Here is a 26,451-nt window from a genome sequence, read left to right on the forward strand (position 1 = left end):
AAATGATCGTCGCCGTGACGAAACCTCGCGACGGATCACACGGTTTGTTTTGGGTAAGCCACGCCACGCTCTGACAAAGATATACGGGGTGATCGCTGACTATGTGACGTACGGGATGTCCAAGGCGGACGTCGAACGGGCAGTCGCTCTGATACCTAACCCTTACGTTAGTCGGCTTGGCAAAGAGATCATTGAGGCGCTTCTTCCTTGGCTGGATGCCTCTAATATCAAGGGCATCCAGGTATTTCACGGCTTGGAAGCTCGGTATCCGATCGGACGCGGCATGGTAGTCCCTGTGAAGCCGACGTTCATCTTTTTAGAGGACGGGAAACTAACGCCAGTTTTCGTAATAGGATGGGCATCCTTTCCGTTCTCGGACTATCAACGGCAGTTACTCGCCACTTTGATTCATCGATCCATCCTTACGCAGGAAGGCTTTGAAGGATCAGACGCTATCGTCGCGTGTGTACCGCGCATCGCACCCGGCCATCCCGAGCGGCAGGTACGAGCGTGGCGAGTAAGTGAACGCGCCCTTCTTACGGATGGCCAGCTAGAAGACCAATTTGATCAATTTGGCAACGCCCTTGATGACGCTGTCCCAGTAATCCTAGAAGAGCTAGCGCGGCGGGGAGAACTTTAAACCAATAAATCGGCTTCTCGTGCCGCCCACTTGCGCGACGCCAGAATGCAGCATTTCACGCGCCAAACGCTCTATAGGCATCCGTTGACCCCGTACAACCATGCAGGCCCTTAGCGCGTCTATGGCGTGTCGTTTAGCCAAGTTTTACGGTCAAACGACACGCGGGCGGCAGTAGGTCAACTGTAAGGTTATTTGCGGTCGATGCTTTCGAGCTTCGCTTGCTTGGCTGCGTTAGCACATGGTCCTACAGCTTTCGCGATTATGCCCTTCTACTCGGTTACCTTGTACGCTTTACCTTCAAGGACTGACTTGAAAAGGTCCAGCGCCTCATGTGACCATTTACGGACCGCAGATGCTTCGTTCTTGCCGGTTTTTATCCTCTCATGGTAGCGGTTATCCGAAGAGCGTAGGTTGATACCTGTTTCGAGCTTAATCTTCTTTATTATCTTGTCGACATCGTTCCATCCTTTTAGCTTCATCTCGTCTGCTACTTGACTGATGGTAAAAGGATGAGTTTTGTTATCAGAGTCGGCAAAGGTTAGTCCGAGCATTGCAGGAAGGTAGCTATCATCACTTGCCACCTTCTCTAGAGTCGCGTAATCTACCTCGATGGTGCCGCCGGGTATGTCACGTCGGGTTAGCTTCATTAGTCTCGCAGATAAAGCTCTAAGCATTGCCGGATTTACTTGCTTTAGCTCATGCCTAGCTGAAAGTACATCGAACACATCCTTCATCGATGTTACATTGAAGATGCGAAGCCTGTACTGCTTGCCAGAGCTATCATCGTCGATCACAAACTCGGATTGCTCCGAATAAGACTTCTTCTCCGCGTGCCAGACAATTTGAATAACGTTGCTAATCAACCCGTCATCGTCTGCTGTAATTCGCCCAATGTCTTGCAATAGGCTTCGAACGTTAGGATCGCCCAAGCCGTAGCCAAAGATGAATACCGGGTGCTCGACGAAGTAAGTCAGCAGCTTTGCGGCGAAGTACCGGCTTTGCTGCTCCCAATTCTTATAGTCTGGTTCGGTAAGTATCAAACTAGAAGCGTCACCTGCTATACCGTGTATATGGAATATCTCACCGAACGAGTTCAGGTCATAACGCAGTACACCTTTTCCGACGATCGGTTCGTAACCCTTGAATACATCCTCTAACATGTTGTCATAATTAGTTGTTATGATCGCGTGTGGCCTGATAGAGCGAAGCGCTTCTATCTCTTCCTGCATGTCAGGAGTCATGGTATCGGCTTCCGGCAGGCCGAGGCTGCTTATATGAGAAGCGACGATAATCTTAAGGAATATGTATTGAGCTGCCCCCTTCTGAGCGGTCCATCGACTATGAGAGTCTGGATCAAGGAAGGGACGACGAATGCCTGCGAAAAAGCACAAGCCGGAAGAGATCATCGGGAAGCTGCGTGAAGTTGAAATCGTCCTGGGCCAGGGCGGGACGACCGCCGAGGCGTGTCGGCGGATCGCGGTCAGCGAGCAAACCTATTACCGCTGGCGCAAGGAATATGGTGGGCTGAAGACGGATCAGGCTCGTCGGATGAAGGATCTGGAGAAGGAGAACCTGCGGCTGCGGCGTGCGATCTCCGACCTGACACTGGACAAGCTGATCCTGCAGGAGGCGGCACGGGGAAACTTCTAAGCCCCGCGCGGCGCCGACGCTGCATTGACCAAGTGAAAGAGGTGCTGGACGTATCCGAGCGACGGGTGTGTCGCGTGCTCGGGCAGCATCGGTCGACGCAGCGCAAGGTGCCGTGTGGGGCAGATGACGAACAGGCGCTGACTGAGGACATCGTTGCGCTGGCCGGGCAGTATGGACGCTACGGTTACCGCCGGGTGACCGCACTGCTGCATGCCGCGGGGTGGTCGGTGAATCATAAGCGTGTCGAACGCATCTGGCGGCGTGAGGGGCTGAAGGTACCACAGAAGCAACCCAAGCGTGGCCGGCTGTGGTTAAACGACGGCTCGTGCATCCGGCTGCGGCCGGAGTATCCGGGGCATGTCTGGGCGTACGACTTTGTCGAAGCGCGAACGCACGACGGGCGCAAGTTCCGGATCCTCACGATCATCGACGAGGCCAGCAGGGAGTGCCTGGCGCTGACCGTCGCACGTCAGTTGAAACACGAAGACGTGCTGGCGGCGCTTGCCGAGCTGTTCATCGCGCGAGGTCCGCCAGCGCATATCAGGTCGGACAATGGCAGCGAGTTCATCGCTACCGCGGTCCAGAAATGGCTCGGCCAAGTCGGCGTGAAGACGCTGTACATCGCGCCGGGCTCGCCATGGGAAAACGGCTATAACGAGAGCTTCAACGGTTCGCTTCGCGACGAGCTACTCAACGGCGAGATCTTCTACAGCCTCGCCGAGGCAAGGGTGCTGATCGAGGCGTGGCGGCGTCACTATAACACCGTCCGACCACACAGCAGCCTGGGCTATCGACCTCCGGCGCCAGCAGCAGCGACCCCGCCATTGCCGGCCTCCGGCTCCGCTTCGCTCCACCTACGCCCGGCAATGGCGGCGGAGGCGACGATGCACTAACTATCTACCCGGACCACCCGGTGGGGGCTGCTCAGTATCGGTCTTCGACTTCGTATAAGGCGGCGTCGAAATGCCCTTTTCCTTTCGTCCACGCCCATTCGAACAGCAGGTCACCAATTGCTGTTCCGATTGATACCATATCATCCCCGTACTTCTGCACGAAGTACGAGTAAGCAGGAGCGTCACCCGCCATAGCTTCAAGTGCGTGCCTTAGCGCGCCTTCCCAGTCAGGCGCGCCTAGATAGCGCCTCGCTAGGCCCGCTCCTATAAACAGGACTGGTTGCACGTCGAATTCTTCAAGTACCTGCCCGAGCGCGGCTTGCGTTGGAGTGGGAGCGCCAGCTTCGCTAGCCGCCTGACTACCGGTCTGCACGTTCGTAGCTTCTGTTAGCTCTATCGGCATCTCTTGCTCCGTATTCTCGGTGACGCTCGTAGGGTATATCTCGCCTAGCACCGATCTCCCAAGCTCATCCGATCGGCAGCCTTCTGAACGCTTGGGGGAGGTTGACGGCAGCGCACACCGAGCCGGACGATCGTCCACCTGACTATGCGAGGGCGACCGGGGCCAATCGCCCGAACTATGTCATTTAGAACGCTCCATGCTCGGTCGGCGCGACGGGGCCCATTCCTGCGGAACCGGCCCTTTCGCGTCTCTGGCGCGTCGTTTGACGGGATTTTGCGATCAAACTGGAGATTGGGTGTCTAGAGGTTAGCGGCGTGATTGCTCACGATCTATCCTTTCAAGCTTCGCTCGTATGACAGCGATAGCGACGGGGTCAGGAAGGCCGCCGACACGACATTGTCTTGGCATCGGACGGAAGCTGTGGAGGGGGCAGTTCGCGCAGACGCACGCTGCGGTCTGCTCCTTGAATGTTCCAGCCGAGTATTCATCGTAATTACAGTCTCGACACTTAGCATCGATCGCATCTTTTCGAGTGTAGGTATATGTAGTCATTATTCATCCTTCGTATAATTCCTTTCGTAGTTCGCGCGGCTAGCCGGAGTGCTGCCGCTTCACGTCCGTTGGGAGGCCCGTTACTAAAGGGTGTCCAGAATTTCGCAATGCTTAGTACCTAGAAGTCCTAACGGTACTTCCTACCCCAGCTTTGTAGCTCTTAAGGTGTACGCTTTGAGCCATGGTCTTATTCCGCTATCTTGCTGGCTCATAAGATAGACTCGACTCTATGAGCCTACTAGCTCATAAAGACGCATATCTTATGAGCGACTCGGAGCACATCATGACCCGGATTTCCTACCTGCGCTGTTCTTCGGACGACCAGAGCGTTGAAGCCCAACGACAGGCCCTTGGCGCTTCTGATAAGGAATTCGTTGATGAGGGAGTATCGGGCGCGGTTCTCGCTGCGGATCGTCCCGGCTTCGCGGCCCTCCTGTCCTACGTCCGTGAGCGCGATTGCGTTGCTATTTATGCGATCGACAGGCTTGGTCGCGATGCGCTCGATATCCAACGCACTATCCGTCACCTTCTAGATAAGGGTGTGACGGTGGACGTCCGCGGGCTTGGTCCGATCGGCAGAGGCGTAGGGGAGCTTGTCGTAGCGGTTCTTGCACAGATCGCAGATATGGAGCGGCAACGGATAAAAGAGCGCTGTGACGCCGGTAGAACGGCGGCAAAGGCCGCCTTAGCTGTAACGGGGCGAACCCACAGAGGGAAGGTTAGCCTTGGTCGCCCTGTTGCGGGTGATCGCGTAGCGGTTGTCGCTTGGCGTAAGGCAAATGGTGCCAGCATCGCTGCCACTGCCGTGCAGTTTGGCCTCTCCAAGGCAACGGTGAAGAGGTACTGCTCTCCCTGATGCCCTCCGCACCCCATCGCGCGATGAGGTCTACGTAGCGCTGCATTCGTGGTGAGCGCCCGTCATACTTTTCTTCTTGTACATGCCCGGCGATCGGCTCCCTCGCCTTCCTTGAAAGGAACCAGGCACCTTGTCTTGTGAGTGGAGTTTGGCACTCTTACTAGTTACCCGATGAATGGCCCTCCAAACGTCCGCGTCCTTGCTGCTGCCCGAGCGCGAGCCTTGGCACGGCAGAGGCCTGTGAAAGCCACCCGTGGCTCGTTGGAGCTTGTCGTCGCTATAGCTTCGATGATTGGCGGGCTAGCTGCCGCGCTAAGCGCCTTTCTTTCCTATCGGCAAATAGTCATGATGAATGAGCAGCGTTTAACGCCTTTTCAAGTTGCAGAGTATACGGAGCAACTACAGCAATATAGACTAATTGATGCGGCGATATCTGACTTCATTAGCAGCGGACTAGCTATACGCTCTTCTGCCCAAGAATTAACACGTAGCGACATACCCCTGGAGCTGCATCGCAGCCTACACAACGTACTACGAAATACGACGAAAGAGAGACTTAAGCAGTCTTATCAACTTAGAAGAACATTGAGTGATAATGCGTCGTTTTGGAGTGCAGGGAGCTTAAATTTGATAGCTTCTGTTATGAAGGCAACGGGGGAAGATGACAAATCGAACTACTGTATCAAGTTCCTTCCCGACCGTCAGACTGTCGATTGTGTGACTCATAGAAAAACTATAACATTCGACCTTAGACAAAGGCTTCTTGCCTTGAGCAGCCCCCACCGGGTGGTCCGGGTAGATAGTTAGTGCATCGTCGCCTCCGCCGCCATTGCCGGGCGTAGGTGGAGCGAAGCGGAGCCGGAGGCCGGCAATGGCGGGGTCGCTGCTGCTGGCGCCGGAGGTCGATAGCCCAGGCTGCTGTGTGGTCGGACGGTGTTATAGTGACGCCGCCACGCCTCGATCAGCACCCTTGCCTCGGCGAGGCTGTAGAAGATCTCGCCGTTGAGTAGCTCGTCGCGAAGCGAACCGTTGAAGCTCTCGTTATAGCCGTTTTCCCATGGCGAGCCCGGCGCGATGTACAGCGTCTTCACGCCGACTTGGCCGAGCCATTTCTGGACCGCGGTAGCGATGAACTCGCTGCCATTGTCCGACCTGATATGCGCTGGCGGACCTCGCGCGATGAACAGCTCGGCAAGCGCCGCCAGCACGTCTTCGTGTTTCAACTGACGTGCGACGGTCAGCGCCAGGCACTCCCTGCTGGCCTCGTCGATGATCGTGAGGATCCGGAACTTGCGCCCGTCGTGCGTTCGCGCTTCGACAAAGTCGTACGCCCAGACATGCCCCGGATACTCCGGCCGCAGCCGGATGCACGAGCCGTCGTTTAACCACAGCCGGCCACGCTTGGGTTGCTTCTGTGGTACCTTCAGCCCCTCACGCCGCCAGATGCGTTCGACACGCTTATGATTCACCGACCACCCCGCGGCATGCAGCAGTGCGGTCACCCGGCGGTAACCGTAGCGTCCATACTGCCCGGCCAGCGCAACGATGTCCTCAGTCAGCGCCTGTTCGTCATCTGCCCCACACGGCACCTTGCGCTGCGTCGACCGATGCTGCCCGAGCACGCGACACACCCGTCGCTCGGATACGTCCAGCACCTCTTTCACTTGGTCAATGCAGCGTCGGCGCCGCGCGGGGCTTAGAAGTTTCCCCGTGCCGCCTCCTGCAGGATCAGCTTGTCCAGTGTCAGGTCGGAGATCGCACGCCGCAGCCGCAGGTTCTCCTTCTCCAGATCCTTCATCCGACGAGCCTGATCCGTCTTCAGCCCACCATATTCCTTGCGCCAGCGGTAATAGGTTTGCTCGCTGACCGCGATCCGCCGACACGCCTCGGCGGTCGTCCCGCCCTGGCCCAGGACGATTTCAACTTCACGCAGCTTCCCGATGATCTCTTCCGGCTTGTGCTTTTTCGCAGGCATTCGTCGTCCCTTCCTTGATCCAGACTCTCATAGTCGATGGACCGCTCAGAAGGGGGCAGCTCAGCCTCTTTGAGAGGCGATATGAAGGCAGCACAATCGGGTAGGGGTGATGAGGCCTCGGTGGTGCCGTAACGGCATATTGAACAGGCCGAAGTCCTAGAGACTTGGTCCATTCGCCAAACCCGTCCATTCACAGGCTGATACCCGGATTATCCGTAAGCTCACAGGCACTTAGCAGGCTTACCCTCGCACATGTAGGGCCGTTGCTTGCAGCGTATCGGTCCGATTAAGACCTGTACGACGCCAAGGGGTGGGAGAGGTAGGTTGCCTGCCTCCCGCCCCAGTGCGCGCTGGCTGGGGCCCGGCTGCCGCTTCAAATTGAATTTCGTCGGCGGCGCCCGTAGGATCGCCTACCGTGCAATGGGTTCGTCGCAACTAATGATAGCGTGTCCAACACCCTTTGAGGTAACTGCAATGCATGACGGCAAAGCTCGGTTACATAGCTACTGGAATATTAGGACTGGTCGTCACTACAAGCGGGCTAACGGCTTGGGTATTAGCGCCGACCGCGTATAAGGTAATAAGCTGTCGAGACGGGTACAGTCGACCTATCCCAACGCCTTTAGCTGGTATCCCGTATTTTGCGGAATATCGTACCCGCAACCCCGCGCCATGTGGGAAGCCTGAAAGCGAGGCTCGGGCGTTAGCAGCAACGGAGAACTCCGCATTATGGGCGTTTTGGGCAACCATGCTTTCGGGCGTTCAAGCAGTAGTAAGCGTAGCAGGACTGATCGCCCTCATCCACACGCTACGCCTCAACGGAGCGGCGCTGAAAGTGGCGAGCGATGCAAACGAACTGTCACAGCGCATGGCTTACATCGAACTTCGTGCCTATCTTTCTGTTTCTATCAAAGCTGTTGAACCGTTGAACGGCAACGATTTCAAGTTGCAGTGGGAGTTCTCTAATAAGGGGTCGACGCCAGCCAGCGAGCTGTCGGTCTTTATTCAAACCATTGTCTTACCGAGCGATATGCCATCGGATACTTTCAACTTGGACAATCATGTTTTCGCGGGAAGTAAAGCTGTTCTAGGGTCAGGCGACTCAACCAGTCACGCTAGACCTATCAGGTTATTAGATATAGAGTGTGCAGGAATTAGGCAGGGCAATTTAAGGTTCTGGGTTTATGGAAAGGCGATTTATAGGGATGTATTTGGAAAGGAGCAAAGTATAACATTCTTAAGCAAATCAACTGATCGAACGGTTGATAGAATGATCAGGGCGCCATTTGGGAACTATACATCATGATGCTATAGAGGATGTGTGCGCTCTATTGTAAGATCGTTGTCAATGCACGTTGCCTGGCGGCCGGCTGCCCCTTCTAACGAGCTATTCGCTGTGCAGCCTTGACTCGCGATGCCGTCACAAGCGACGCTCGAAATGACGTGTCTTGGTAACTATGCCTGCCTCTTCCAAAGCACGCTTCACTTCACTGCGCGCGAGCACGTTGGCAAGACCCTGTTTCGTATTACCGATTTCAGCAGCGATCCGTGCCGCCTGCTTTGGCAGCTTGGGCGCCAGAGGGTCGGCGAAATGGGCCTTCAAGGCGTCGAGTAGTCTGCCCGCCTGCCCGGTAAGTCCGTCCCTTCTGACCTCGCCCCATTCATCGAAAACGGCAGCAGGAAAGACAGTCGAAAGCACTCTTTCCATGTCAGGCGATGCGGGCGCTATGAGGTAAATGTCACAATCATGCGCTACGCCATGATCGCTATTCCTAGCATTACCTCTTAGCATTCCTTGCAACATGTTATGGGCGATCTCGGCTTCTCGCATTTCTTCCCAGCGGAAGGCGTCCATATCTTCTATAGGCACGCCCGAAGCGGCGATTTCCAATGCGGTGTAAGCTTCCTTCGGGTATGTATATGTGCCTACGACTACAACGTTCTTAACGTTTCGGTACCGGTTCGTTCCGTGGTGACGCCCCCAATTCAGGAAGGATACGGACACGCCGTTTGGAAGGTACTGCGCTAGCTCCACTTCGGTACTAAGCGACCCTACGGTCTTTGGACCGATTACAAGCCATTCTTCCTCCGGCTTGGTCGCGATCAGCTTGGCTATCGTTCTGAATATCCTGTCACGGTTCGCGGGCACCCCCAACGCCTTCCTGCCTGCTGCCCTTGTCCATAGGTGGATACGAACCTTGCTGTAATCGTTCGGGAAGTAGGGCAGGCGAACTAGCCCTCCAATACCCCGTTCCATAGCTTCGTAGGTGCCACGTACCGCGCCAGAGGCGTCCGTTATGATAACGGGAGCAAAGTCATCTGGTAGGGCCCTGGTAGCCCCTACAAGCGCGCGTGCCCCATAGTCGCCAGCAACCCGCCAAGCCGAGCGCCCCTCTAGTGCAAGCAGCCCGTCAAGCGTCCGTCGCCGATCAGGGGCAAGAAGGTGAGGGTCAAGGCGGGCGGCATTGATAAGCTCTTTAGCGGCGTCTTTTATGCCCCTAGGAACCCGAACGACGCTTTCGTCCATTGTCTCCCCTTGTTCGATCAAACCGCAAAGAATGTCGGCAAGAGTTCTGTAAGAATGCTGGATAGCTTCATATAGACCTACGATTGCGGTCCAACGTACGGTAACGGATTGGGCAAGAGTCATGCTCTCGTCCCAAATACGAAGGGGTCGAGGACCGTCTATGTAAAATAGGTCTTGGACCGAACCAAACTTATATGTCTTGGTTCGGCTAATTATCATCTGTTGAGTGGTGAATAGGATGCGAGCGTTGCGGGCATCGTCCTTACCGCGACCAAGGGCGTTGAGGTCGTCATCGCGTGTATAACATGCGAAATCTGAATCATCGAGGGCCAGCCTGCCGATCATGGATCGTATTTCTTCCTTACTCTGGAAGCAAAGAATAATACTGCTATCGGGACTGAAGCCTTCATTCTTCCATGCCGCGATGAAGGAAGAGATTGCTTCCGTTTTTCCAGTGCCGGGAGGAAGGGAGCTAAGGTAATAGGCAGGAGGAAGGGTCCCTCTCAATCCGCTATCCAAAGCAAGAATTAGAGAGGAGATTGAGAACCTAATAGGGTTGGATAGCATTGATCCATACAACTCCAACCTTCTTAGGGTTAGTTGATAAGCCCTATTATAGAGCTTACCATGTTCATCGTTAAATACATGCATTATAAGATACCTGATATTAGCTATTGAGAATGGCTAATTCGGCTATGTAAAGTAAACATACCTCTGTATCTCTATATAGGGGAAGATGTACTTTTCAATCTTCAAGTTGGCGGTGCGGCGCCATCTGGCGCTGACCGCCGCCCACGTCAAGATAAAATCGTGCGGCATGTTTATTTTTGTATAGTCTATATTTAAGGCGGTAGTAGAAAGTGTGTTTATTAATACCGCGAATTAGGTTTAATTAATTGCTTTCTAAATAAGAAGTACGTTGTAAGTCCGATATTCACGGGTGGAATCTTACTTTTAGGTTGGTCGGAAAGGATCAAGACAAAGGAATTCAACTTCACAATCGCGATCCTCACACCGTTGCTAACCGATCTCGGCTTCCCAAGAACGTCCGGTAAGCTTCCTTGCTAAGTCAGCGGGTCTAAGATGCGCGTAACGGAACAGCATTCTAGGATCACGGTGACCACTAATTACTGATAGCTCCACAGTAGTAAGGGCCATTTCAGCGAACCTACTTATCGCTTCATGCCTAAGATCATGAAAATGGAGGTCCGGCATACCAGCACGTTCCCTTACCCGGTTCCATGCCAACCGGAGGGCCATAGCAGAGAGGGGGAGAACCTTGTCGTCGCTACGTGGCAGTTCTGCTAAAATAGCTAGCGCCTGATCGGTTAGCGGTATGGTCCGGGCATAGCCGGTTTTAGTATGGGGTATATGAGCAGTACGGCTTTGAAGGTCGACTGCATCCCACGTTAGGTTGAGCAACTCCCCACGTCGCATTGCGGTTTCTATGGCCAGTAGAACCGCAGGCTTGATCAGCTTGTTACGGGTCGACCGTAAGGCATCGATTAACCGCTTAAGCTCGCCCGGATGAAGGCGACGGTCCCTCGCATTCTTTACCGGTAGGCGGCGGACCTGTGCCACCACATTCGACGTAAGACCGACCGACCAATCTCTGCGGGCGACCTCAACGACGTTATGCAGCAGGGATAACTCCCGCGCCACCGTTCCTGCTTTGACTTCTAACGCCCGCTTATCCCTATACGCTGCTACAGGAGCGGAAGAGAGGTCTACTAGAGTGATGCTACAAAGGGGGGCTTTAAGCATCTTGTTGAGCCTTAGACGCTCGGTATCGGCGCTAAGCTTCGAAGGGGTTACCTCCTTCACATAACGGCGGATGAGGTCCCCTAAGGTTGTTGTACGGAGGTCCTTGCGGCTGACAGGCCGCCCTCCTTGATCAATAAGTGCCTCACGCTCCCGCGCCCATCGTTCCGCAGCGTCCTTTGTCGGCAGCGTCTTAAATTCCGGTTCGTAGCCTTTGCGGCGAATCTGGACGAACCAGCCTTTCGATCTCTTACTTATGGTCGCCAAGGGACCCTCCTGTGTCACCAGTGTGTCAGGAGCGCGCAAGGTGCGGTTTTAAAGGGCTTCTAAAACGTAAAAAGCCTTGGAAACCCGAAGGATTCCAAGGCTTTCTATGGTGGGCGTGGCAAGGATTGAACTTGCGACCCCTGCGATGTCAACACAGTGCTCTACCACTGAGCTACACGCCCGCCGGAGGGCTCCACTAGCCGCGCTCTTCGCGGCGTGCAAGCCCTCAATGCATACCCGTCACATTATCCATCTCGAACAGCCGATCGACCTCGGCGACCAGGTCGCGCAGGTGGAACGGCTTGGACAGCACGCGGGCCTGCGGCATCGCCCGCCCGGCCTTCAACGTGACCGCCGCAAAGCCGGTGATGAACATCACGCGCAGGTCCGCGCACATCTCGCCGGCCTTCTGCGCCAGTTCGATGCCATCCATCTCGGGCATGACAATATCGGTCAGCAGCAAATCGAACGTCTCGGTTTCGAGCAACGGAATCGCCGCCGTCCCCCGGTCGACTGCGGTCACCGCATAGCCCGAGCGTTCGAGCGCCCGAGTCAGATACTCGCGCATGACCTGATCGTCCTCGGCCAGCAGAATTCGTAACATTGATCTAAAGTCCCGTTTTCACACGCACATTCCGCGGCCGCCCTACCCTGAAAATGGTTAACATATCCAGGTCGATTGCCCATGCCGGGTGCTGGCCCTAGCGTGGTGCGATGCAGTCTTCTTCCTTCGAGCGCCTAGGCGCAATGCCGCCCGTGAGCCCGGTGGTGGTGTCCGTCCCGCACGCAGGCCGGGACTATCCGCTCGCGCTCAAGACGGCGTTGCGCGTGCCGCTTGCCGGGCTGCTGCCGCTCGAGGACCGGCTGGTCGATGCGGTGGCGCGTGCCGCACGGAGCGACCAGACGACGATCGTCCAGACGCGCGCGCGCGCCTGGATCGATCTCAATCGGCGCGAGGACGAACGCGATCCGCTGCTCGACGAGGGTGCGCCGTCGCTGCCGCTCGCCCAGCAATCCGCCAAGCTGCGCAGCGGGCTCGGTCTTGTCCCACGCCGCGCATCGGGGGCGGGCGATCTCTGGGCGCGGCGGTTCACCGATGCCGACGTCACCGCGCGGATCGCCAACGATCACCGCCCGTACCATGCGGCGCTCGCGTCGGCGTTGAAGGCGGCGCACGACCGGTTCGGCGTGGCGGTGTTGCTCGACGTGCATTCGATGCCGCCGCTCGGGCCGGGTGGATCGCGAATCGTGATCGGCGACCGGTTCGGCCATTCCGCCGAGCCACGCTTCGTCGCGCGAATCGAAGCCGAGTGCGTCGCGCGCGGTTTCTCGACCGCGATCAACGCGCCTTATGCGGGCGGCCATATCCTCGAACGCCATGCGTGTCCGGCCGCAAACGTTCACGCGGTTCAGTTCGAACTGGATCGCACGCTGTACCTCGATCGCAAGCTCCACGCGCCCGGCGCCGGCTTCGCCCGCGTCGTCGACCTCGTACGCGCGATCTTGGCGGCACTCACTGACGAGGCCTTGCCCCTCCCGCTCGCCGCCGCCGCAGAGTAACCGAACGCGCCTAGCCGATCAGCGCGTCCAGCAGTTCCTCGATCCGCCCTGCCCGCGCGATCGGGTCGGCAATGCCCTCGGCGGCGATCCAGCGCCCGTTCTTCTCGACCAGATCGTCGAGCGGTTTCGCCGCAGTCCGGTCGTGCGGCGTGAACGCGATCGCAGCGGGACCTGCGTCGATCTGTCGTACGCCCGCCTCACGCGCCATCATCCGGATACGCGCCACCTGCAACAGTCGCAGTGCCGCCTCGGGCGCCTTGCCGAACCGGTCGTCCAGCTCCACCTCGAACAGGTCGAGCGCCGAGATGTCCTCCAGCCGTGCAAGCCGGCCATAGAGCGACATCCGCACCTCGATCTCAGGGATCCACGCTTCGGGAAGGCTGCCGCCCAGTTCGAGGTGAAGCTCGGGAACCCAGTCGTCGATCGGCGCACCGCCCTCGCGGTCGATCCGCGCCAGCCGCAACGCGCGACCGAACAGATGCTGGTAGAGGTCGATCCCGATCAGCTTCATGTGACCGGCCTGCGCCTCGCCGACCAGATCGCCCGCCCCCCGCAGATCGAGGTCGCGCGCGCTGATCGCAAAGCCCGCGCCCAGGCGGTCGAACGCCTGGAGCGTGCGCAACCGCTTCAGCGTCGCCTCCGCGATCGTCGCCTCGCCGTCGGTCAGCAGCATCACCTGCCCCCGCCGTCCACTGCGGCCGACGCGTCCGCGCAACTGATGCAGCTGCGACAACCCGAACCGGTCCGCGTGATGCACGATCATCGTGTTCGCGCGCGGCACGTCGAGCCCGGCCTCGATGATGTTGGTCGCGAGCAGCACGTCGCCATCGCCCGCCGCGAACGCCACCATCGCCTCATCGATGTCCCCCGCCGGCATTTTCCCGTGCGCCTGTACCAGCCCGAGTTCGGGCACGAGCTTGGCCAGCTTGGCGGCAAGCGGCGCCATGTCGTCGATCCGCGGCACCACGACGAAGCTTTGTCCGCCGCGCGCCCGCTCCCGACGCAGCGCCGCGCGCACCGTCGCGTCGTCGAACTGCGCCACCGACGTGCGGATCGGCTGGCGACGTGCCGGCGGCGTCGCGATGACCGACAAGCCCTGCAACCCGATCATCGCGGATTGCAGCGTCCGCGGGATCGGCGTCGCGCTCAACGTCAGGACATGCCCCGCCCCCAGCGCGTGCATCTTGGCCTTGTCGGCCGCGCCGAACCTTTGCTCTTCATCGATCACGACGAGCGCGAGATTCTTGTATGCGACGCCCTTGCCGGCGATCGCCCCCGTGCCGATCACGACGCCGATCGATCCGTCCGCAAGCCCCGCCCGAACCCTTGCCTTCTCCGCCGTGCTCGACAGCCGCGACAGGCCGGCAACGGCCACGCCGGTCCCCTCGAACCGCTTCGAGAACGTCTCGATATGCTGGCGGACCAGCACCGTCGTCGGCGCGGCGATCGCAACCTGGCGCCCGGCCAGCGCAACGGCAGCAGCGGCTCGCAACGCGACCTCGGTCTTGCCGTAGCCGACGTCGCCGATGATCAGTCGGTCCATCGGCTTGCCGCTCGCAAGGTCCGCCAGCGTCGTCGAAATCGCCTTTGCCTGATCAGGCGTCTCGGTGAACGCGAAGCCCGCGGCGAATTTCTCGTAGCGGGCGCGGTCGGGCTCGATCGGATCGGTCGTCCGTGCGTCGCGCTCGGCAGCGATGGCGGCCAGATCCCGCGCGCTCTCGGCAATCGCGGCATCGATCGCGCCACGCCGCTTCTGCCACGACGCGCCGTCGAGCGAATCGAGCGTGACCGCCTCGATCTCCGCGCCGTACCGCCATATCCGGTCGGCCTCGCGCACCGGCACCAGGCGGCGGCCTTCCTTGGCATATTCGAGGATGATCGCGTCACCATCGGTCCCCGGCAGCATCTCGAGCCCGCGGACGACGCCGATCCCGAACTCCTCGTGGACGATCACGTCGCCGCATCGCAGCTCGCTGGTCAGTCCCGGCAGCATGCCCGCGCTGCCGCCTGCGATCTCGTCCCCACGCGCCCGCCCGCCGAGCAGGTCCGCGCCGGCAACGACCGCGGTCCCACTCGCGACGAACCCGCGATCGACCGGGGCGACCAGCAACATCGCCGTGCCGGGCTTCGCCGAAACGACGTCCGTCCAGTGATCGACCGACGTGAAGGTGATCTTCGCCGCTCGCTCGAGCCTGGGCTGGAGGAACCGCAGGTCGCGCGGCGATCCCACGACCAGCAGACGCCCATCCGCGAGCGCGTCCTTCGCGAACCGGGCGAACGCACGCGCCGGATCGCGCCGTTCGATGAACCGTGGGGGCATTTCGTCGCCGACGTCGAACGCGGCCGTTTCACGTTTCGCGATCTCGGTTGCCCAGACCTTTTCGAGGACCAGATCGGCGGAGGCACGACGCCGGGGCAATCCATCCGCGGCGATGGCAAGGAACCGATCGCGCCGCTTCTCCGCATCCCGGTCGAACGCGATCGCTGCATCCGGTAGGTGCGCGAGGATCGACACGCCCTTCTCGACCACGGGCTCGGTCGCGCGGCCGATCTCGACGACGTCGACGTCGCCCAGGCCGAGCTGAGACACCGGATCGTAATCGCGAAGCCCGGTAATGTGGCCATCGGCGAACTCGATCCGGACCGGAGTCTCGCGGTCCGCGGGGAACACGTCGATCACGCCACCGCGTACCGCGATCTCGCCGGGTTCGTCGATTCGATCGTCGGTCAGGTAGCCGACCTCCTCGGCGATCGCGGCAAACGCCTCGATGTCGATCGGATCGCCGACCTGCAGCCGCGGTGGCGCGACGTCGAACATTGGCGGCGGCGGATAGCGGACCGCCGTCGCCTCGGCAGTCGTGACAACCAGGATCGGCGCCGCCTCACTCTCGGCCCCCGCGCGCAGCCGCCGCAACGCTGCAACCCGACGTCCGACATTGGCAGGCGATGCCGGCGCATCGTCGCCCGGCAGAGCGTCACTCGACGGCACATGGACGACCAGCGCATCGGGCGCGAGCGCCGCCGCGATGGTCGCGATCTCCGTCGCACGCTGATCGTCCGCCGCGACGTAGACGAGGTTCCCGTCAGACAAACGCTCGACGATCGCCGCCGCCAGCGGCGCCACCGCGCTAGACTTCGCCGCTATCGCTGGCGCAACATCCGTATTCTCGACGTCTTGACTGATCTGAAGCACCGATACGCATCCTTCTTTCGAGGATGAACGTGATGCAGGCAGCGTGCGTTCCGGCGATACTATCCTCGATCAGGGTATTCGATCACCATTCGAAGGCAGGAACGATCGTCCGTCGTCCGACCAGGAACGCGTCCGCCACGAGCCGCAGCGGCGTAACGTCCACATCGCTCGAGCGCGAGCCGACAAGCGCCGCGAACTTGGCATAGAGCCCGGGATATTCCGCGTCTGGCGCCTTGGTCACCTCGCCGTCGACTTCCAGAATCGCGCCGCCCATGCTCAGCTTGAGCGTACCGCCGTCGGTCTCGACGACGATGTCCCATTGCTGCGGGCCTTCATGCAGGAAGTCGAACGCCGCCGTCACGGGGATGTCGCCACAGGTGAGATCGATATCGGCAGCCAGCGGCGACATCCGGCCGTCCGGCACATGCAGGTCCGCACGATGCACCACCCAGTCGCCGGGGAGGATCTCGGTCGCGATCGACAGCGCGTTGATACCGGGATCGAACACGCCGAACCCGCCGGCTTCCAAGATCCAGTCCTGCCCGGGGTGCCAGCGCCGGATATCTTCCCGCCAGGCGATCGTGACGCGTTCTACCGTGCGATCGGCGAGCCACGCATGCGCCGGCGCGACGCCGGCCGCTTCGCGCGAATGCCAGGTGGTGAACAGCGACCGGCCCGCGGCAACCGCATGCGCCTCGATCCGCGCGACCTCGGACAACGTCGCGGCGGGGGGCTTTTCCATCATCACGTCTAGCCCGGCATCGAGCGCGGCCATCGCGATCGCGGAGCGACCGACCGGCGGCGTACAGATCGAGACAGCGTCCAAATCGTGTCCAGCCACGAGTAACTCGGCAATGTCATGATAATTGGCCACGCCGTCGACCACCGCGTTGCGACTGACGGCGGCAACGAGTTCGAACCGTGGATCGTTGGCGATCGCCGGCAGGTGCTGGTCGCGCGCGATCTTGCCCACGCCGATGATCGCCAGCCGTATCGGCCTCGCGGACACTGCCTCGGTCGCCATTAGAAATCCTCTCAGTTATCGTATCAGGTTCGCGCGCGTTCGCTCGGTCCGCGATCGCGCGGGCGGGGCTTACTCGTCGCCTATCAGCGTCAGCACGTCGCCGATGATCCGTGCCATCGCGATCCGTGCCGCGGCGGGGTCGCGGGCGGTGATCGCGTCGGCCACCGCGGCGTGATCGGGAATGTTGGCGGAACGGCCCTTGATCCGGTTGGTGAAGCGGATCGACGTCCGCAACGCGGTCGAGACCACCGACTGGAACTGCGCGTAGAACGGGTTCTTGGACGCCCGCAGGATCGCCATGTGAAACGCGATATCGGCCTCGAGCGGATCGGCCGTCCCGTCCTCGCCCGCCTCCATCTGCGCTAGGCCGTTGCGGATCGCGCTATCATCTGAAGCATCGGCGAAACGCGCCGCCAGCGCCGCTGCTTCCGGCTCGATCGCGATCCGCAACTGGTTGAAATGGCGTAGCAACTCGACCGAGAACTTGCGCTCCAGCGTCCAGCGCAACACGTCGGTGTCGAACAGGTTCCAGGCGCTGGCGGGCTGCACCACCGTCCCTTGACGCGGCCTGGCACTGACCAGTCCCTTGGCGGTCAGCATCTTGACCGCCTCGCGTGTCACCGAGCGGCTGACGCCGTGGGTCTTGGCGATCTCCGCCTCGGTCGGGAACGGCCGTTGTTCGTACCGTCCGGTCACGATTGCCCGACCGAGCGTATCGAGCATCCCGTGAGTCAGGTTTCGCCCCACGATCGTGGTGGTGGGAAGAACGTCGCCGTCTGTCGTATCGATCGCCATTGGCGGGGTTTTGGCGCAACGCGGTGCTGGTGTCACGCGTCTTGCCGCGAACCGAAACGATATCCGATGGAAGCCGCGGCGTATTCATCGTACAATTGGCAACGCAGCGGGCGCCGTACGCGCGAAACGACGCCTGTAACTACGTCGAGGGACACTATGCGGGCATTCATTGCAGTCGACTGGGGCACGACCAATCGACGGGCGTTCCGGATCGAGAACGGAAAAGTCGCTGCGACCGAGCGCGACGACCGCGGCGCGGCCAACGTCGCGGCGGGTGATTACGAGGCCGAGGTCGCGGGTATTCGCGCGCGCCTGGGCGACCTGCCGATGCTGCTCGCCGGGATGGTCGGATCGAACATCGGGTGGCGTAGCGTGCCCTATGTCGCAGCGCCCGTGGGACTTGCCGAGATCGCCGCAGCGCTCGACCGGATCGACGGCCGGACCGCGATCGTGCCCGGCCTCTCGTACCGCGACGGGCTGCACGCCGACGTCATGCGCGGCGAGGAGGTCCAGCTCCTCGGCGCGGTGGCGGCCGAATTGGTGCCTGCCGATGCGCTCCTTTGCCAGCCCGGCACGCATTGCAAATGGGCGACCGTCGAGCGTGGGGCGATCACGCGGTTCACCACCTCGATGACTGGCGAGCTGTTTGCGTTGCTTCGCGCGCACGGCGTCCTTTCGCGGCAGCTCGGTCATCCGGTCGAGCCGGGTACGGCGTTTCTGGAAGGGGTTGCGGAGGGCGCGAAACGCGATCTCGCCGCCAGCCTGTTCGCGATCCGCGCGCGCGGTGTACTCGGACTTGCCGACGATGCGCACGCCGCCTCGTTCGCGAGCGGGCTGCTGATCGGTGCGGACACTGCCGCGCGGATAGAGGCAGGCGCGACCGTCCACATCCTCGCCGACGCAACCCTCGGCGCGCTGTATGCCAGCGCGATCGATGCACTCGGCGGCACCTCGCACCATGTAGACAGCCAGGCCGCGTTCGTTGCTGGCATCACCCGCATCCAGGATTTTGCAGCATGACCAACCGCCAAGCTTTCGACGACGCCTTCGCGAAATGCCCGCTGATCGCGATCCTCCGGGGCGTGAAGCCCGATGAGGTCGAGGCGATCGGCGATGCGCTGGTCGAGGCGGGCTTCACGATCCTCGAAGTGCCGATGAACTCGCCCGATCCGCTCAACAGCATCGCCCGGCTGGCGCGTCGGTTCGAGGGACGTGCGGTCGTCGGCGCAGGCACGGTGTTGCGTGTCGAGGACGTCGCGGCGGTTGGCGCGGCGGGCGGCACGCTGATTATCGCCCCCAACGCGAACGTCCGCGTGATCGCCGCAGCGGCGGAGCGCGGCTATGTCGCGCTCCCCGGCATCGCCACGCCCACCGAGGCATTCGCCGCGCTCGACGCAGGCGCGGCGGCCTTGAAGCTATTCCCCGCCGAAGCCGCGAGCCCCGCGGTGTTGAAGGCGATGCGCGCGATCCTCCCCAAGGACACGCGCGTGCTGCCGGTCGGCGGGATCGTGCCGGAACTGATGGCGGACTGGCGCAAAGCCGGCGCCGTTGGCTTCGGCCTAGGCTCGGCCCTGTTCGCACCCGGCATAACCGCAGCGGACGTCGGCGCACGAGCGAAGACGTTCATCGAGACGTGGAACGCTGGGTAAACCGCGCTATCGTCTTCGTGGTGCGATGGCGGTAGGGCCGCGCGATGATGTTTGCCGAACAGGAACGAGACCTCGCCAGACTGACGGCCGCTGACCGGTACCGATCGCTCCGGCCGCGTACGGGCGTCGATTTCGCTTCGAACGACTATCTCGGACTTGCCGGATCGGACCGGCTTCGCGCGGCGATGACCGACGCGTTGCAGCGCGGCGTGCCGGTAGGATCGGGCGGGTCGCGGTTGCTGCGCGGGAACGCACCCCAGCACGAGGCGCTGGAAGCGGAGGCCGCGCGGTTCTTCGGGACCGAGGCGGCGCTGTTCTTCGCGAGCGGCTACGTCGCCAACACGATCCTGTTCGCGACCCTACCCCAGCGCGGCGACCTGATCGTCCACGACGCGCTGATCCACGCAAGTGCGCACGAAGGCATGCGTCTCACGCGAGCGACCTTCGTCGCCGCGACGCATAACGATGCCGATGCGTTCGAGGATGCGATCGCCGCGTGGCGCGAGTCGGGCGGGACGGGGCGCGTGTGGATCGCGGTCGAGAGCCTCTACAGCATGGACGGCGACCAGGCCCCGCTCGCGGCACTCGCCAAGATCGCCGATCGGCACGACGCCGTCCTCCTGATCGACGAGGCGCACGCGACCGGCGTGTTCGGCGCCGAGGGCCGCGGGCTCGCCGAAGCGCTCGACGGACGCGAGAACGTCATCACCCTGCGCACCTGCGGCAAGGCGCTGGGGTGCGAGGGAGCTTTGCTGTGCGGACCGGCGGTGATGCGCGAGTTCATCGTCAACCGCGGGCGCGGGTTCATCTTCTCGACCGCGCCGTCGCCGCTGATGGCGCTGGCGGTCGGCGAGGCTCTGCGGATTGTCGCGGACGAACCAGCGCGGCGGGAAAACCTCTGGGCGTTGATCGCGACGGCGGAACGCGTGCTTGCCCCTTACGGCGTCGCGGCGACGGGGTCGCAGATCCTGCCGCTCGTGCTGGGCGATGCGGCGCGGACGATGCGCGTCGCGGGCGCGATCCAGGCGGCAGGGTTCGACGTGCGCGGGATTCGGCCGCCGACCGTGCCCGAGGGGGGGTCGCGGTTGCGGATATCGTTGACGCTCAACGCGACGCTCGCGGATATTAAGGCTCTGGCTGAGGTCATGGAAGAGGCTTTGAAATGACGATCGTCGTTACCGGAACGGACACCGATATCGGCAAGACCGTGTTCGCCGCCGGACTCACCGCTGCACTGCGCGCGCGGTACTGGAAGCCGGTGCAGGCGGGGCTTGCGGACGGCAGCGACGCAGCCTCGGTCGTAACGCTCGGCGTGCCCGCGAACCACGTCCTTCCCGAAGCATACCGGCTGACGACCCCGTGCTCGCCGCATCTCGCCGCCGAGATCGACCGCGTGACGATCGATCCGGACCGGCTTGCGCTACCCCAAGTCGATGGCCCCCTGGTGGTCGAGGGCGCGGGCGGCGTGATGGTCCCCGTGACACGCGACCTGATCTTCGCCGACCTCTTCGCGCAATGGGGCAAGCCGGTCGTGCTCGTCGCGCGCACCGGGCTCGGCACGATCAATCACAGCCTGCTTTCGATCGAGGCACTGCGCAGCCGCGCTGTCCCCATCCTCGGCATCGCCTTCGTCGGCGACGCGGTCGAGGATAGCGAGGCGACGATCGCTGCACTCGGCAAGGTTCGCCGGCTCGGCCGCCTGCCCCGCCTCGATCCGCTGAACGCAGCGAACCTAGCCGAGGCGTTCGCCGCGAACTTCGACCTGAAGGCGTTCCAGTGACCGATTCCCCCGTCTGGCACCCCTTCACGCAGCACGGCCTGCGCGAGCCGATCCCGCTTGTCACGCATGCCGAGGGCGCCGCGCTCTACACGTCGGATGGCCGGCGGATCGTCGATGCGATCTCGTCCTGGTGGGTGACGACGCATGGCCATGCCAACCCCAGGATCATGGCGGCGATCGCAGAACAGGCGGGGAAGCTCGACCAGATCATCTTCGCCGGCTGGACGCACCAGCCTGCCGAAGACCTCGCGCGCGGCCTGACCGCGATCATGCCGCCGGACCTGACTCGTGTGTTCTTCTCGGACTCGGGCTCGACCAGCGTCGAGTGCGCGCTGAAGATGGCGCTCGGTTACTGGCTCGATCGGGGCGAGGATCGCCACCGCATTCTCGTGCTCGAACACGGCTATCACGGCGACACGATCGGCGCGATGTCGGTCGGCGCACGCGGCGTCTACAACCGGGCGTACGCGCCGTTGCTGTTCGACGTCGGCACGATCCCCTTCCCCGCCGCCGGGCACGAACAGGCAACGCTCGACGCGCTGGAGGCCGCCTGCGCCGCACACTCCGCCGCGTTCATCGTCGAGCCGTTGCTGCTCGGCGCGGGCGGGATGCACATCTATCCAGCCCACGTCCTCGCCGAGATGAGACGCATCTGCGCAGCGCACGACGTTCTGTTCATCGCCGACGAGGTGATGACCGGCTGGGGCCGCACCGGCACCTTGCTCGCCTGCGAGCAGGCCGGCGTGGTGCCCGACATCCTCTGCCTGTCGAAGGGGCTGACCGGCGGCGCGATCCCGCTCGCGGTGACGATGGCGACCGAGGTGATCTACCAGGCGCATTACGGCACCGACAGGTCGCGGATGTTCTTCCACTCGTCGAGCTACACCGCCAACCCGATCGCCTGCGCCGCCGCCAATGCGAACCTCGCGATCTGGCGCGACGAACCGGTGCGCGACCGGGTCGCGAACCTCTCCGCACGCCAAGCCTCGCGGCTGGAAGCTCTCGCCCGCCACCCCCGCATCGCCAACGCGCGCCAGATCGGCACGATCACCGCGGTCGAACTCCGCGGCGAGGACGGCTATCTGTCGCAGACCGGCCCGCGCCTGCTCAAGTTCTTCGGCGAGCGCGGCCTGCTGCTCCGCCCGCTCGGCAACACCGTCTACGTGATGCCGCCCTATTGTATCGAAGACGCCGATCTGGACCGCATCTATGCGGCGATCGCCGAAGCGTGCGATACAATCCGGCACTGATCCTGACGTTCTTGCTGCACTGCAGCAACAAATGATGTACGTGCGACGTTGAGATAAGATCGCGGCCAAGTACGCTGGCGACGAAAGGCTCGATTACCGTGAGAAACATCGCCGATACCCTCGCCCGCATGGCGCGCGCCGGAGCGCCGACGCAGCGCGACACCGCGCCCAGCCGCCTGACGCCGCTGACCGAGTTCGGGACCAATCCGGGCGCGCTACTCGGCTTCAGCTACGTTCCCGCTGACCTGCAATCGAATGCGCCACTTGTCGTAGTCCTGCACGGCTGCACGCAAACGGCGGCAGGGTATGACCACGGCTCAGGCTGGTCGAAGCTCGCCGATCGCGCGGGTTTCGCGCTGGTCTTCCCGGAGCAGACGCGTGCGAACAACCCTAACGTCTGCTTCAACTGGTTCGCCTCGGAGGACACCGCACAGGCCGGCGGCGAGGCCGAATCGATCGCGCAGATGACCGAGACGATGATCGCCCGCCACGGCCTCGACCGCAGCCGCGTGTACGTTACCGGCCTGTCCGCGGGCGGCGCGATGACGATGGCTATGCTCGCCACGCGGCCGGACCTGTTCGCGGGCGGTGCGGTGATCGGCGGGTTAGCCTACGGCACCGCGACCGGCGTGTCGCAGGCGCTCGACCGGATGCGCGGGCATGGCGACACCAGCGACACCACGCTGGTCGACATGGTCCGCAGCGGCGCGCGTGGGCATGACGGGCGCTGGCCGACGCTGGCGATCTGGCACGGCGGCGCGGACGCGACGGTGAGCGTAGCGAACGCGGACACGATCGCACGGCAGTGGCGCGGCGTCCACGGCGTCGACGCCAAAGCGGTGCGCACGGAGAGGGTAGGTACCGCCGTCCACCGGATCTGGTCGGATGCGGAAGGGCGTGACGTCGTCGAGGACTGGACCGTCCCAGGCATGGGCCACGGCACGCCGATCGATCCGTTGCACGGCGAGCGCCTGGGCGCTGCGGGGCCGTTCATGCTTGATGTCGGGCTTTCGAGCACGGCGGTGATCGCGAAGTCCTGGGGCCTGGTTGCTGATGGGAGGACGATGACTGCGGCTAAGCCGGCCCCGGTCGAACGCGTCGCCAAGATAGCGATTCCTGTTACGCCAAAATCCGCGCCCAAGCCACGCGCCGAGGCGCCCGCCGGTATCCAAGCGACGATCGAGAACGCCCTCCGCGCAGCCGGGTTGATGCGGTAGGATAGGCATCGGCTAACGGTCGGGTGCACTCCCGCCACTGCCACCCGTCATCCTGACGAAAGTCAGGATCCAGAGCCATATGGGCCACCATCCGTTACCCTGGATCCTGACTTTCGTCAGGATGACGGAATTAATGAACCTCGACGGCCTCAACCGCACAATCGCACGCCACAGTCCACCATATCGATCCTCCCCCGCCAGGGGGAGGTGGCAGGCATCGGCCTGACGGAGGGGGAGGAATGAACGACATCCGTTGCGTGTCCTCCCATGCGTCGCCTTCCCTACCAGGAAGAGGATCGACGCGAGCGATCGACAAGCCGCCCAACCCGGCTAAAGCCACCGCATGACGTCCACCCCGCCCCGCCCTTGGCGTACCGAGTTCGCCGCGACGCTGAAACTCGCCTGGCCGCTCGTCGCGGCCAACCTCGCGCAGGCGCTCGTCGGCGGGACCGACGTCGCGATGCTGGGCCGGCTCGGGTCGGACACGCTGGCGGCAGCGACGCTGGGCCTCAATCTCTACCTCGTCTTCCTGATATTCGGGATGGGCCTCACCACCGCCGCCGTCCCGATGATCGCACGCGAGCGGGGTGCGCGGCCGCATGCTGTGCGCGATATCCGCCGGACGGTGCGCCAGACAATCTGGGTCGCCGCCACGCTCTGCGTTCCGTCCTGGATCGTGTTGTGGAATGCCGAGCCGATCCTCGTCCACCTGCTCGACCAGGACCCCCTGCTCGCGCACGAAGCGGCGCGGTTCGTTCGCGCGGTAATGTGGGGAATGCTGCCCAGCCTCTGCTTCCTCGTACTCCGCGCGTTCGTCGCCGCGCTGGAGAAACCCGCTTGGTCGCTGGTGGTGATGGTCGGGCTGCTGGTCGTCAACGCCGGGCTCAACTGGCTGCTGATCTTCGGCCACGCCGGCCTCCCCCCGCTCGGCCTGCTCGGCTCGGGGATGGCAAGCAGCATCGCCAACGGCCTCAGCTTCGTCGCGATGGCCACCGTCATCGTCTACGCGAGGCCGTTCCGCCGCTACCGCCTGCTCGGCCGGTTCTGGCGCGCCGACTGGCCGCGATACCGCGCGGTCTGGACGCTGGGCCTGCCGATCGCGATCACGCTGGGGTTCGAGTCCACCGTGTTCATCGCCGCGGTGTTCCTGATGGGGCTGCTCGGCACCGTACCGCTGGCCGCGCACGCGATCGCGATCCAGATCGCCAGCGTCACCTTCATGGTCCCGCTCGGCATCGCCCAAGCCGCCACCGTCCGCGTCGGGCTAGCCTCTGGTCGCGGCGACCGCGCGGGCATCGGCCGTGCCGGCTGGGCGGCGTTCGCGATCGGCGAGGGCTTCATGGTGCTGACCGCCGCCCTACTTGTCCTCGCCCCCCAGATGCTGATCGGCATCATCCTCGACGTCGACGCGCCCGCAAACGCGCCGGTCGTCGCCTTGGCGATCTCGCTGCTCGCAGTCGCCGCAGTGTTCCAGGTGGTCGACGGCGCGCAGGTGGTCGGCGCCGGGATGCTGCGCGGGCTCGGCGATACCAAGGTCCCGATGCTGTTCGCCGCAATCGGTTATTGGGGGATCGGCATCGGCGTCGGCGCGTGGCTGGCATTCGGCCGCGGCTGGGGCGGCGTCGGCATCTGGACCGGGCTGGCAACCGGATTGGCGGTGGTCGCCGTGCTGATGATCGCCCGTTGGCAGGCGCGCGAGCGACTTGGCCTCGGCTAGGGCTCGCTTGGCCGCTTTGTCTTACAACAGCGATACATAGCCGCTTCGTTGTGTTAACGTGTGTTACACCACTGGAGCCTAACCTATGCCTGATCAAGACCGCATCGTCGCGATCGGTTTGCTCACGCAGCACGATGTTTTCGCGCTGGGCCATGACCTGTCACGCGTCTACCCGATCAACGAAATGCCGTGTTTCGGGGCGTTGCTGGGCGCGATCGACGACGCCGACCGTGCCTTCCACCGCGCGCGCGATGCACGGCAGCTTGCGATCCCGCTCAAGTCCGGCGCAACCTCGCTGGCATAGCGGCGTTCGAGACCCGCTGCCCTGCGGAGATCGATCATGACGCCATTACCCACAGAACTCCTGCTGCTCGGCTGGTCCACCGTGCTGCTGTTCGCCTATGTGATGATCCAGGGGCAGACCGCGACGCGCGACCGCGGGCTCGACTGGAACGCCGGGCCCCGCGATGGCGAGCAGAAGCCGCTCGGTGAGATGGCCGGTCGCGCCGAGCGAGCGCTGGAGAATTTCCAGGAGACCTATCCTGTCTTCATCGCGCTGGCGCTGGGACTGGCCGTGACCGATCGTACCGGTGGGCTCGGCGCGATCGGGGCGTGGCTCTGGTTCGGCGCGCGGATCGCGTACATCCCGCTGTACCTGTTCGGCATCAAATATGTTCGCAGCCTGTGCTGGATGGTGTCGATCCTCGGCCTGCTGCTGATGCTGGTCCGCTTCCTCTAAGGC

Annotated in this window: 23 protein-coding genes and 1 tRNA gene; 14 read left to right on the plus strand and 10 right to left on the minus strand. The window is 62.2% G+C overall.

Annotated elements, in window-relative coordinates; translation table 11 throughout:
* Positions 1 to 88 precede the first annotated feature (88 nt).
* Complete coding sequence (locus AC1MH0_RS07380; protein ID WP_480965346.1) at positions 89 to 640, plus strand: hypothetical protein; 552 nt, start codon at positions 89 to 91, stop codon at positions 638 to 640.
* A 269-nt stretch (positions 641 to 909) separates the two neighbouring features.
* On the opposite strand, the gene AC1MH0_RS07385 is transcribed toward AC1MH0_RS07380, so the two are convergent.
* Positions 910 to 1,881, minus strand: coding sequence for an SIR2 family NAD-dependent protein deacylase (locus tag AC1MH0_RS07385; RefSeq protein WP_480965697.1), 972 nt, complete (start codon positions 1,879 to 1,881; stop codon positions 910 to 912).
* A 130-nt stretch (positions 1,882 to 2,011) separates the two neighbouring features.
* Here AC1MH0_RS07385 and AC1MH0_RS07390 point away from each other — a divergent pair.
* Positions 2,012 to 3,183 (plus strand): IS3 family transposase gene (locus tag AC1MH0_RS07390; protein ID WP_133021543.1). Its coding sequence is split into 2 segments (ribosomal slippage): positions 2,012 to 2,276 and positions 2,276 to 3,183, totalling 1,173 coding nucleotides; the frame shifts between segments, so codons are not numbered across the junction.
* A gap of 31 nt (positions 3,184 to 3,214) precedes the next feature.
* On the opposite strand, the gene AC1MH0_RS07395 is transcribed toward AC1MH0_RS07390, so the two are convergent.
* The gene (locus AC1MH0_RS07395; RefSeq protein ID WP_480965347.1) at positions 3,215 to 3,586 is read right to left on the minus strand and encodes a hypothetical protein; all 372 of its coding nucleotides are present in this window, start codon (positions 3,584 to 3,586) and stop codon (positions 3,215 to 3,217) included.
* Positions 3,587 to 4,421: 835 nt separating this feature from the next.
* On the opposite strand from AC1MH0_RS07395, the gene AC1MH0_RS07400 reads away from it, so the two are divergent.
* Complete coding sequence (locus AC1MH0_RS07400) at positions 4,422 to 4,994, plus strand: recombinase family protein (protein ID WP_480965348.1); 573 nt, start codon at positions 4,422 to 4,424, stop codon at positions 4,992 to 4,994.
* 803 nt (positions 4,995 to 5,797) lie between these two features.
* Here the strand turns inward: AC1MH0_RS07400 and AC1MH0_RS07405 are convergent.
* Positions 5,798 to 6,969, minus strand: a protein-coding gene (locus tag AC1MH0_RS07405; RefSeq protein ID WP_133021543.1) for an IS3 family transposase whose coding sequence is annotated in 2 segments (ribosomal slippage) — positions 5,798 to 6,705 and positions 6,705 to 6,969 — 1,173 coding nt in all. Because the reading frame shifts where the segments join, the coding sequence is not laid out codon by codon here.
* Between the two features lie 478 nt (positions 6,970 to 7,447).
* On the opposite strand from AC1MH0_RS07405, the gene AC1MH0_RS07410 reads away from it, so the two are divergent.
* A complete protein-coding gene (locus AC1MH0_RS07410; protein WP_480965349.1) occupies positions 7,448 to 8,275 on the plus strand; it encodes a hypothetical protein in 828 nt (275 codons plus the stop codon).
* 114 nt (positions 8,276 to 8,389) lie between these two features.
* Here AC1MH0_RS07410 and AC1MH0_RS07415 read toward each other — a convergent pair whose 3' ends face one another.
* The 4 genes from AC1MH0_RS07415 to cpdR form a co-directional block, all read right to left on the minus strand.
* Positions 8,390 to 10,003 carry a hypothetical protein gene (locus AC1MH0_RS07415; protein ID WP_480965350.1) on the minus strand — a complete coding sequence of 538 codons (1,614 nt, stop codon included), beginning with the start codon at positions 10,001 to 10,003 and terminating at the stop codon, positions 8,390 to 8,392.
* A 513-nt stretch (positions 10,004 to 10,516) separates the two neighbouring features.
* Positions 10,517 to 11,524, minus strand: coding sequence for a tyrosine-type recombinase/integrase (locus tag AC1MH0_RS07420; RefSeq protein WP_480965351.1), 1,008 nt, complete (start codon positions 11,522 to 11,524; stop codon positions 10,517 to 10,519).
* A 107-nt stretch (positions 11,525 to 11,631) separates the two neighbouring features.
* A tRNA-Val gene (locus AC1MH0_RS07425) sits at positions 11,632 to 11,706 on the minus strand.
* A gap of 44 nt (positions 11,707 to 11,750) precedes the next feature.
* On the minus strand, positions 11,751 to 12,128 hold the full coding sequence (cpdR, locus tag AC1MH0_RS07430; protein WP_056065257.1) for a cell cycle two-component system response regulator CpdR: 378 nt from the start codon (positions 12,126 to 12,128) through the stop codon (positions 11,751 to 11,753).
* Between the two features lie 110 nt (positions 12,129 to 12,238).
* Between cpdR and AC1MH0_RS07435 the strand changes: the two genes are divergently transcribed.
* Entirely contained in the window at positions 12,239 to 13,084 is an 846-nt protein-coding gene (locus AC1MH0_RS07435; protein ID WP_480965352.1) for an N-formylglutamate amidohydrolase, read from the plus strand.
* A 10-nt stretch (positions 13,085 to 13,094) separates the two neighbouring features.
* Here AC1MH0_RS07435 and AC1MH0_RS07440 read toward each other — a convergent pair whose 3' ends face one another.
* From AC1MH0_RS07440 to AC1MH0_RS07450, 3 genes are all read right to left on the minus strand, one after another.
* Complete coding sequence (locus AC1MH0_RS07440) at positions 13,095 to 16,277, minus strand: TRCF domain-containing protein (RefSeq protein ID WP_480965353.1); 3,183 nt, start codon at positions 16,275 to 16,277, stop codon at positions 13,095 to 13,097.
* Positions 16,278 to 16,359: 82 nt separating this feature from the next.
* Positions 16,360 to 17,301: a Gfo/Idh/MocA family protein gene (locus AC1MH0_RS07445; RefSeq protein WP_480965354.1), complete on the minus strand. Its 942-nt coding sequence runs from the start codon at positions 17,299 to 17,301 to the stop codon at positions 16,360 to 16,362.
* A gap of 69 nt (positions 17,302 to 17,370) precedes the next feature.
* Positions 17,371 to 18,096 (minus strand): FadR/GntR family transcriptional regulator, encoded by a 726-nt coding sequence (locus tag AC1MH0_RS07450; protein WP_480965355.1) that lies wholly within the window; start codon positions 18,094 to 18,096, stop codon positions 17,371 to 17,373.
* Positions 18,097 to 18,252: 156 nt separating this feature from the next.
* On the opposite strand from AC1MH0_RS07450, the gene AC1MH0_RS07455 reads away from it, so the two are divergent.
* The 9 genes from AC1MH0_RS07455 to AC1MH0_RS07495 all read left to right on the plus strand — a co-directional run bounded on the left by AC1MH0_RS07455 (position 18,253) and on the right by AC1MH0_RS07495 (position 26,448).
* Positions 18,253 to 19,116, plus strand: coding sequence for a 2-dehydro-3-deoxygalactonokinase (locus AC1MH0_RS07455; protein WP_480965356.1), 864 nt, complete (start codon positions 18,253 to 18,255; stop codon positions 19,114 to 19,116).
* Positions 19,113 to 19,745 carry a 2-dehydro-3-deoxy-6-phosphogalactonate aldolase gene (locus AC1MH0_RS07460; RefSeq protein WP_480965357.1) on the plus strand — a complete coding sequence of 211 codons (633 nt, stop codon included), beginning with the start codon at positions 19,113 to 19,115 and terminating at the stop codon, positions 19,743 to 19,745. The genes AC1MH0_RS07455 and AC1MH0_RS07460 overlap by 4 nt, the downstream gene beginning before the upstream one ends.
* Before the next feature lie 44 nt (positions 19,746 to 19,789).
* On the plus strand, positions 19,790 to 20,911 hold the full coding sequence (locus AC1MH0_RS07465; RefSeq protein ID WP_480965358.1) for an 8-amino-7-oxononanoate synthase: 1,122 nt from the start codon (positions 19,790 to 19,792) through the stop codon (positions 20,909 to 20,911).
* Complete coding sequence (bioD, locus tag AC1MH0_RS07470; protein WP_480965359.1) at positions 20,908 to 21,525, plus strand: dethiobiotin synthase; 618 nt, start codon at positions 20,908 to 20,910, stop codon at positions 21,523 to 21,525. Before AC1MH0_RS07465 ends, bioD begins: the two co-directional genes overlap by 4 nt.
* Positions 21,522 to 22,775, plus strand: a complete 1,254-nt coding sequence (locus AC1MH0_RS07475; protein ID WP_480965360.1) for an adenosylmethionine--8-amino-7-oxononanoate transaminase — start codon at positions 21,522 to 21,524, stop codon at positions 22,773 to 22,775. Before bioD ends, AC1MH0_RS07475 begins: the two co-directional genes overlap by 4 nt.
* Positions 22,776 to 22,903: 128 nt before the next feature.
* Positions 22,904 to 23,992 carry an extracellular catalytic domain type 1 short-chain-length polyhydroxyalkanoate depolymerase gene (locus tag AC1MH0_RS07480; RefSeq protein ID WP_480965361.1) on the plus strand — a complete coding sequence of 363 codons (1,089 nt, stop codon included), beginning with the start codon at positions 22,904 to 22,906 and terminating at the stop codon, positions 23,990 to 23,992.
* 343 nt (positions 23,993 to 24,335) lie between these two features.
* Complete coding sequence (locus tag AC1MH0_RS07485) at positions 24,336 to 25,709, plus strand: MATE family efflux transporter (RefSeq protein ID WP_480965362.1); 1,374 nt, start codon at positions 24,336 to 24,338, stop codon at positions 25,707 to 25,709.
* An 85-nt stretch (positions 25,710 to 25,794) separates the two neighbouring features.
* Positions 25,795 to 26,013, plus strand: a complete 219-nt coding sequence (locus AC1MH0_RS07490) for a hypothetical protein (protein ID WP_480965363.1) — start codon at positions 25,795 to 25,797, stop codon at positions 26,011 to 26,013.
* Between the two features lie 36 nt (positions 26,014 to 26,049).
* Positions 26,050 to 26,448, plus strand: a complete 399-nt coding sequence (locus tag AC1MH0_RS07495) for an MAPEG family protein (protein ID WP_480965364.1) — start codon at positions 26,050 to 26,052, stop codon at positions 26,446 to 26,448.
* Positions 26,449 to 26,451: the final 3 nt, after the last annotated feature.

The organism is Sphingomonas sp. AP28 (assembly GCF_056680455.1).

What these genes read in the sequence shown, in the direction of transcription:
- AC1MH0_RS07485 (WP_480965362.1), top strand. Translation starts at nt 24,336, where the DNA reads ATGACGTCCACCCCGCCCCGCCCTTGGCGTACCGAGTTCGCCGCGACG.
- AC1MH0_RS07395 (WP_480965347.1), bottom strand. Translation starts at nt 3,586, where the DNA reads ATGCCGATAGAGCTAACAGAAGCTACGAACGTGCAGACCGGTAGTCAG.
- AC1MH0_RS07385 (WP_480965697.1), bottom strand. Translation starts at nt 1,881, where the DNA reads ATGACTCCTGACATGCAGGAAGAGATAGAAGCGCTTCGCTCTATCAGG.
- AC1MH0_RS07400 (WP_480965348.1), top strand. Translation starts at nt 4,422, where the DNA reads ATGACCCGGATTTCCTACCTGCGCTGTTCTTCGGACGACCAGAGCGTT.
- AC1MH0_RS07465 (WP_480965358.1), top strand. Translation starts at nt 19,790, where the DNA reads ATGATGTTTGCCGAACAGGAACGAGACCTCGCCAGACTGACGGCCGCT.
- AC1MH0_RS07450 (WP_480965355.1), bottom strand. Translation starts at nt 18,096, where the DNA reads ATGGCGATCGATACGACAGACGGCGACGTTCTTCCCACCACCACGATC.
- AC1MH0_RS07495 (WP_480965364.1), top strand. Translation starts at nt 26,050, where the DNA reads ATGACGCCATTACCCACAGAACTCCTGCTGCTCGGCTGGTCCACCGTG.
- AC1MH0_RS07490 (WP_480965363.1), top strand. Translation starts at nt 25,795, where the DNA reads ATGCCTGATCAAGACCGCATCGTCGCGATCGGTTTGCTCACGCAGCAC.
- AC1MH0_RS07480 (WP_480965361.1), top strand. Translation starts at nt 22,904, where the DNA reads ATGGCGCGCGCCGGAGCGCCGACGCAGCGCGACACCGCGCCCAGCCGC.
- bioD (WP_480965359.1), top strand. Translation starts at nt 20,908, where the DNA reads ATGACGATCGTCGTTACCGGAACGGACACCGATATCGGCAAGACCGTG.
- AC1MH0_RS07435 (WP_480965352.1), top strand. Translation starts at nt 12,239, where the DNA reads ATGCAGTCTTCTTCCTTCGAGCGCCTAGGCGCAATGCCGCCCGTGAGC.
- cpdR (WP_056065257.1), bottom strand. Translation starts at nt 12,128, where the DNA reads ATGTTACGAATTCTGCTGGCCGAGGACGATCAGGTCATGCGCGAGTAT.
- AC1MH0_RS07445 (WP_480965354.1), bottom strand. Translation starts at nt 17,301, where the DNA reads ATGGCGACCGAGGCAGTGTCCGCGAGGCCGATACGGCTGGCGATCATC.
- AC1MH0_RS07455 (WP_480965356.1), top strand. Translation starts at nt 18,253, where the DNA reads ATGCGGGCATTCATTGCAGTCGACTGGGGCACGACCAATCGACGGGCG.
- AC1MH0_RS07460 (WP_480965357.1), top strand. Translation starts at nt 19,113, where the DNA reads ATGACCAACCGCCAAGCTTTCGACGACGCCTTCGCGAAATGCCCGCTG.
- AC1MH0_RS07410 (WP_480965349.1), top strand. Translation starts at nt 7,448, where the DNA reads ATGACGGCAAAGCTCGGTTACATAGCTACTGGAATATTAGGACTGGTC.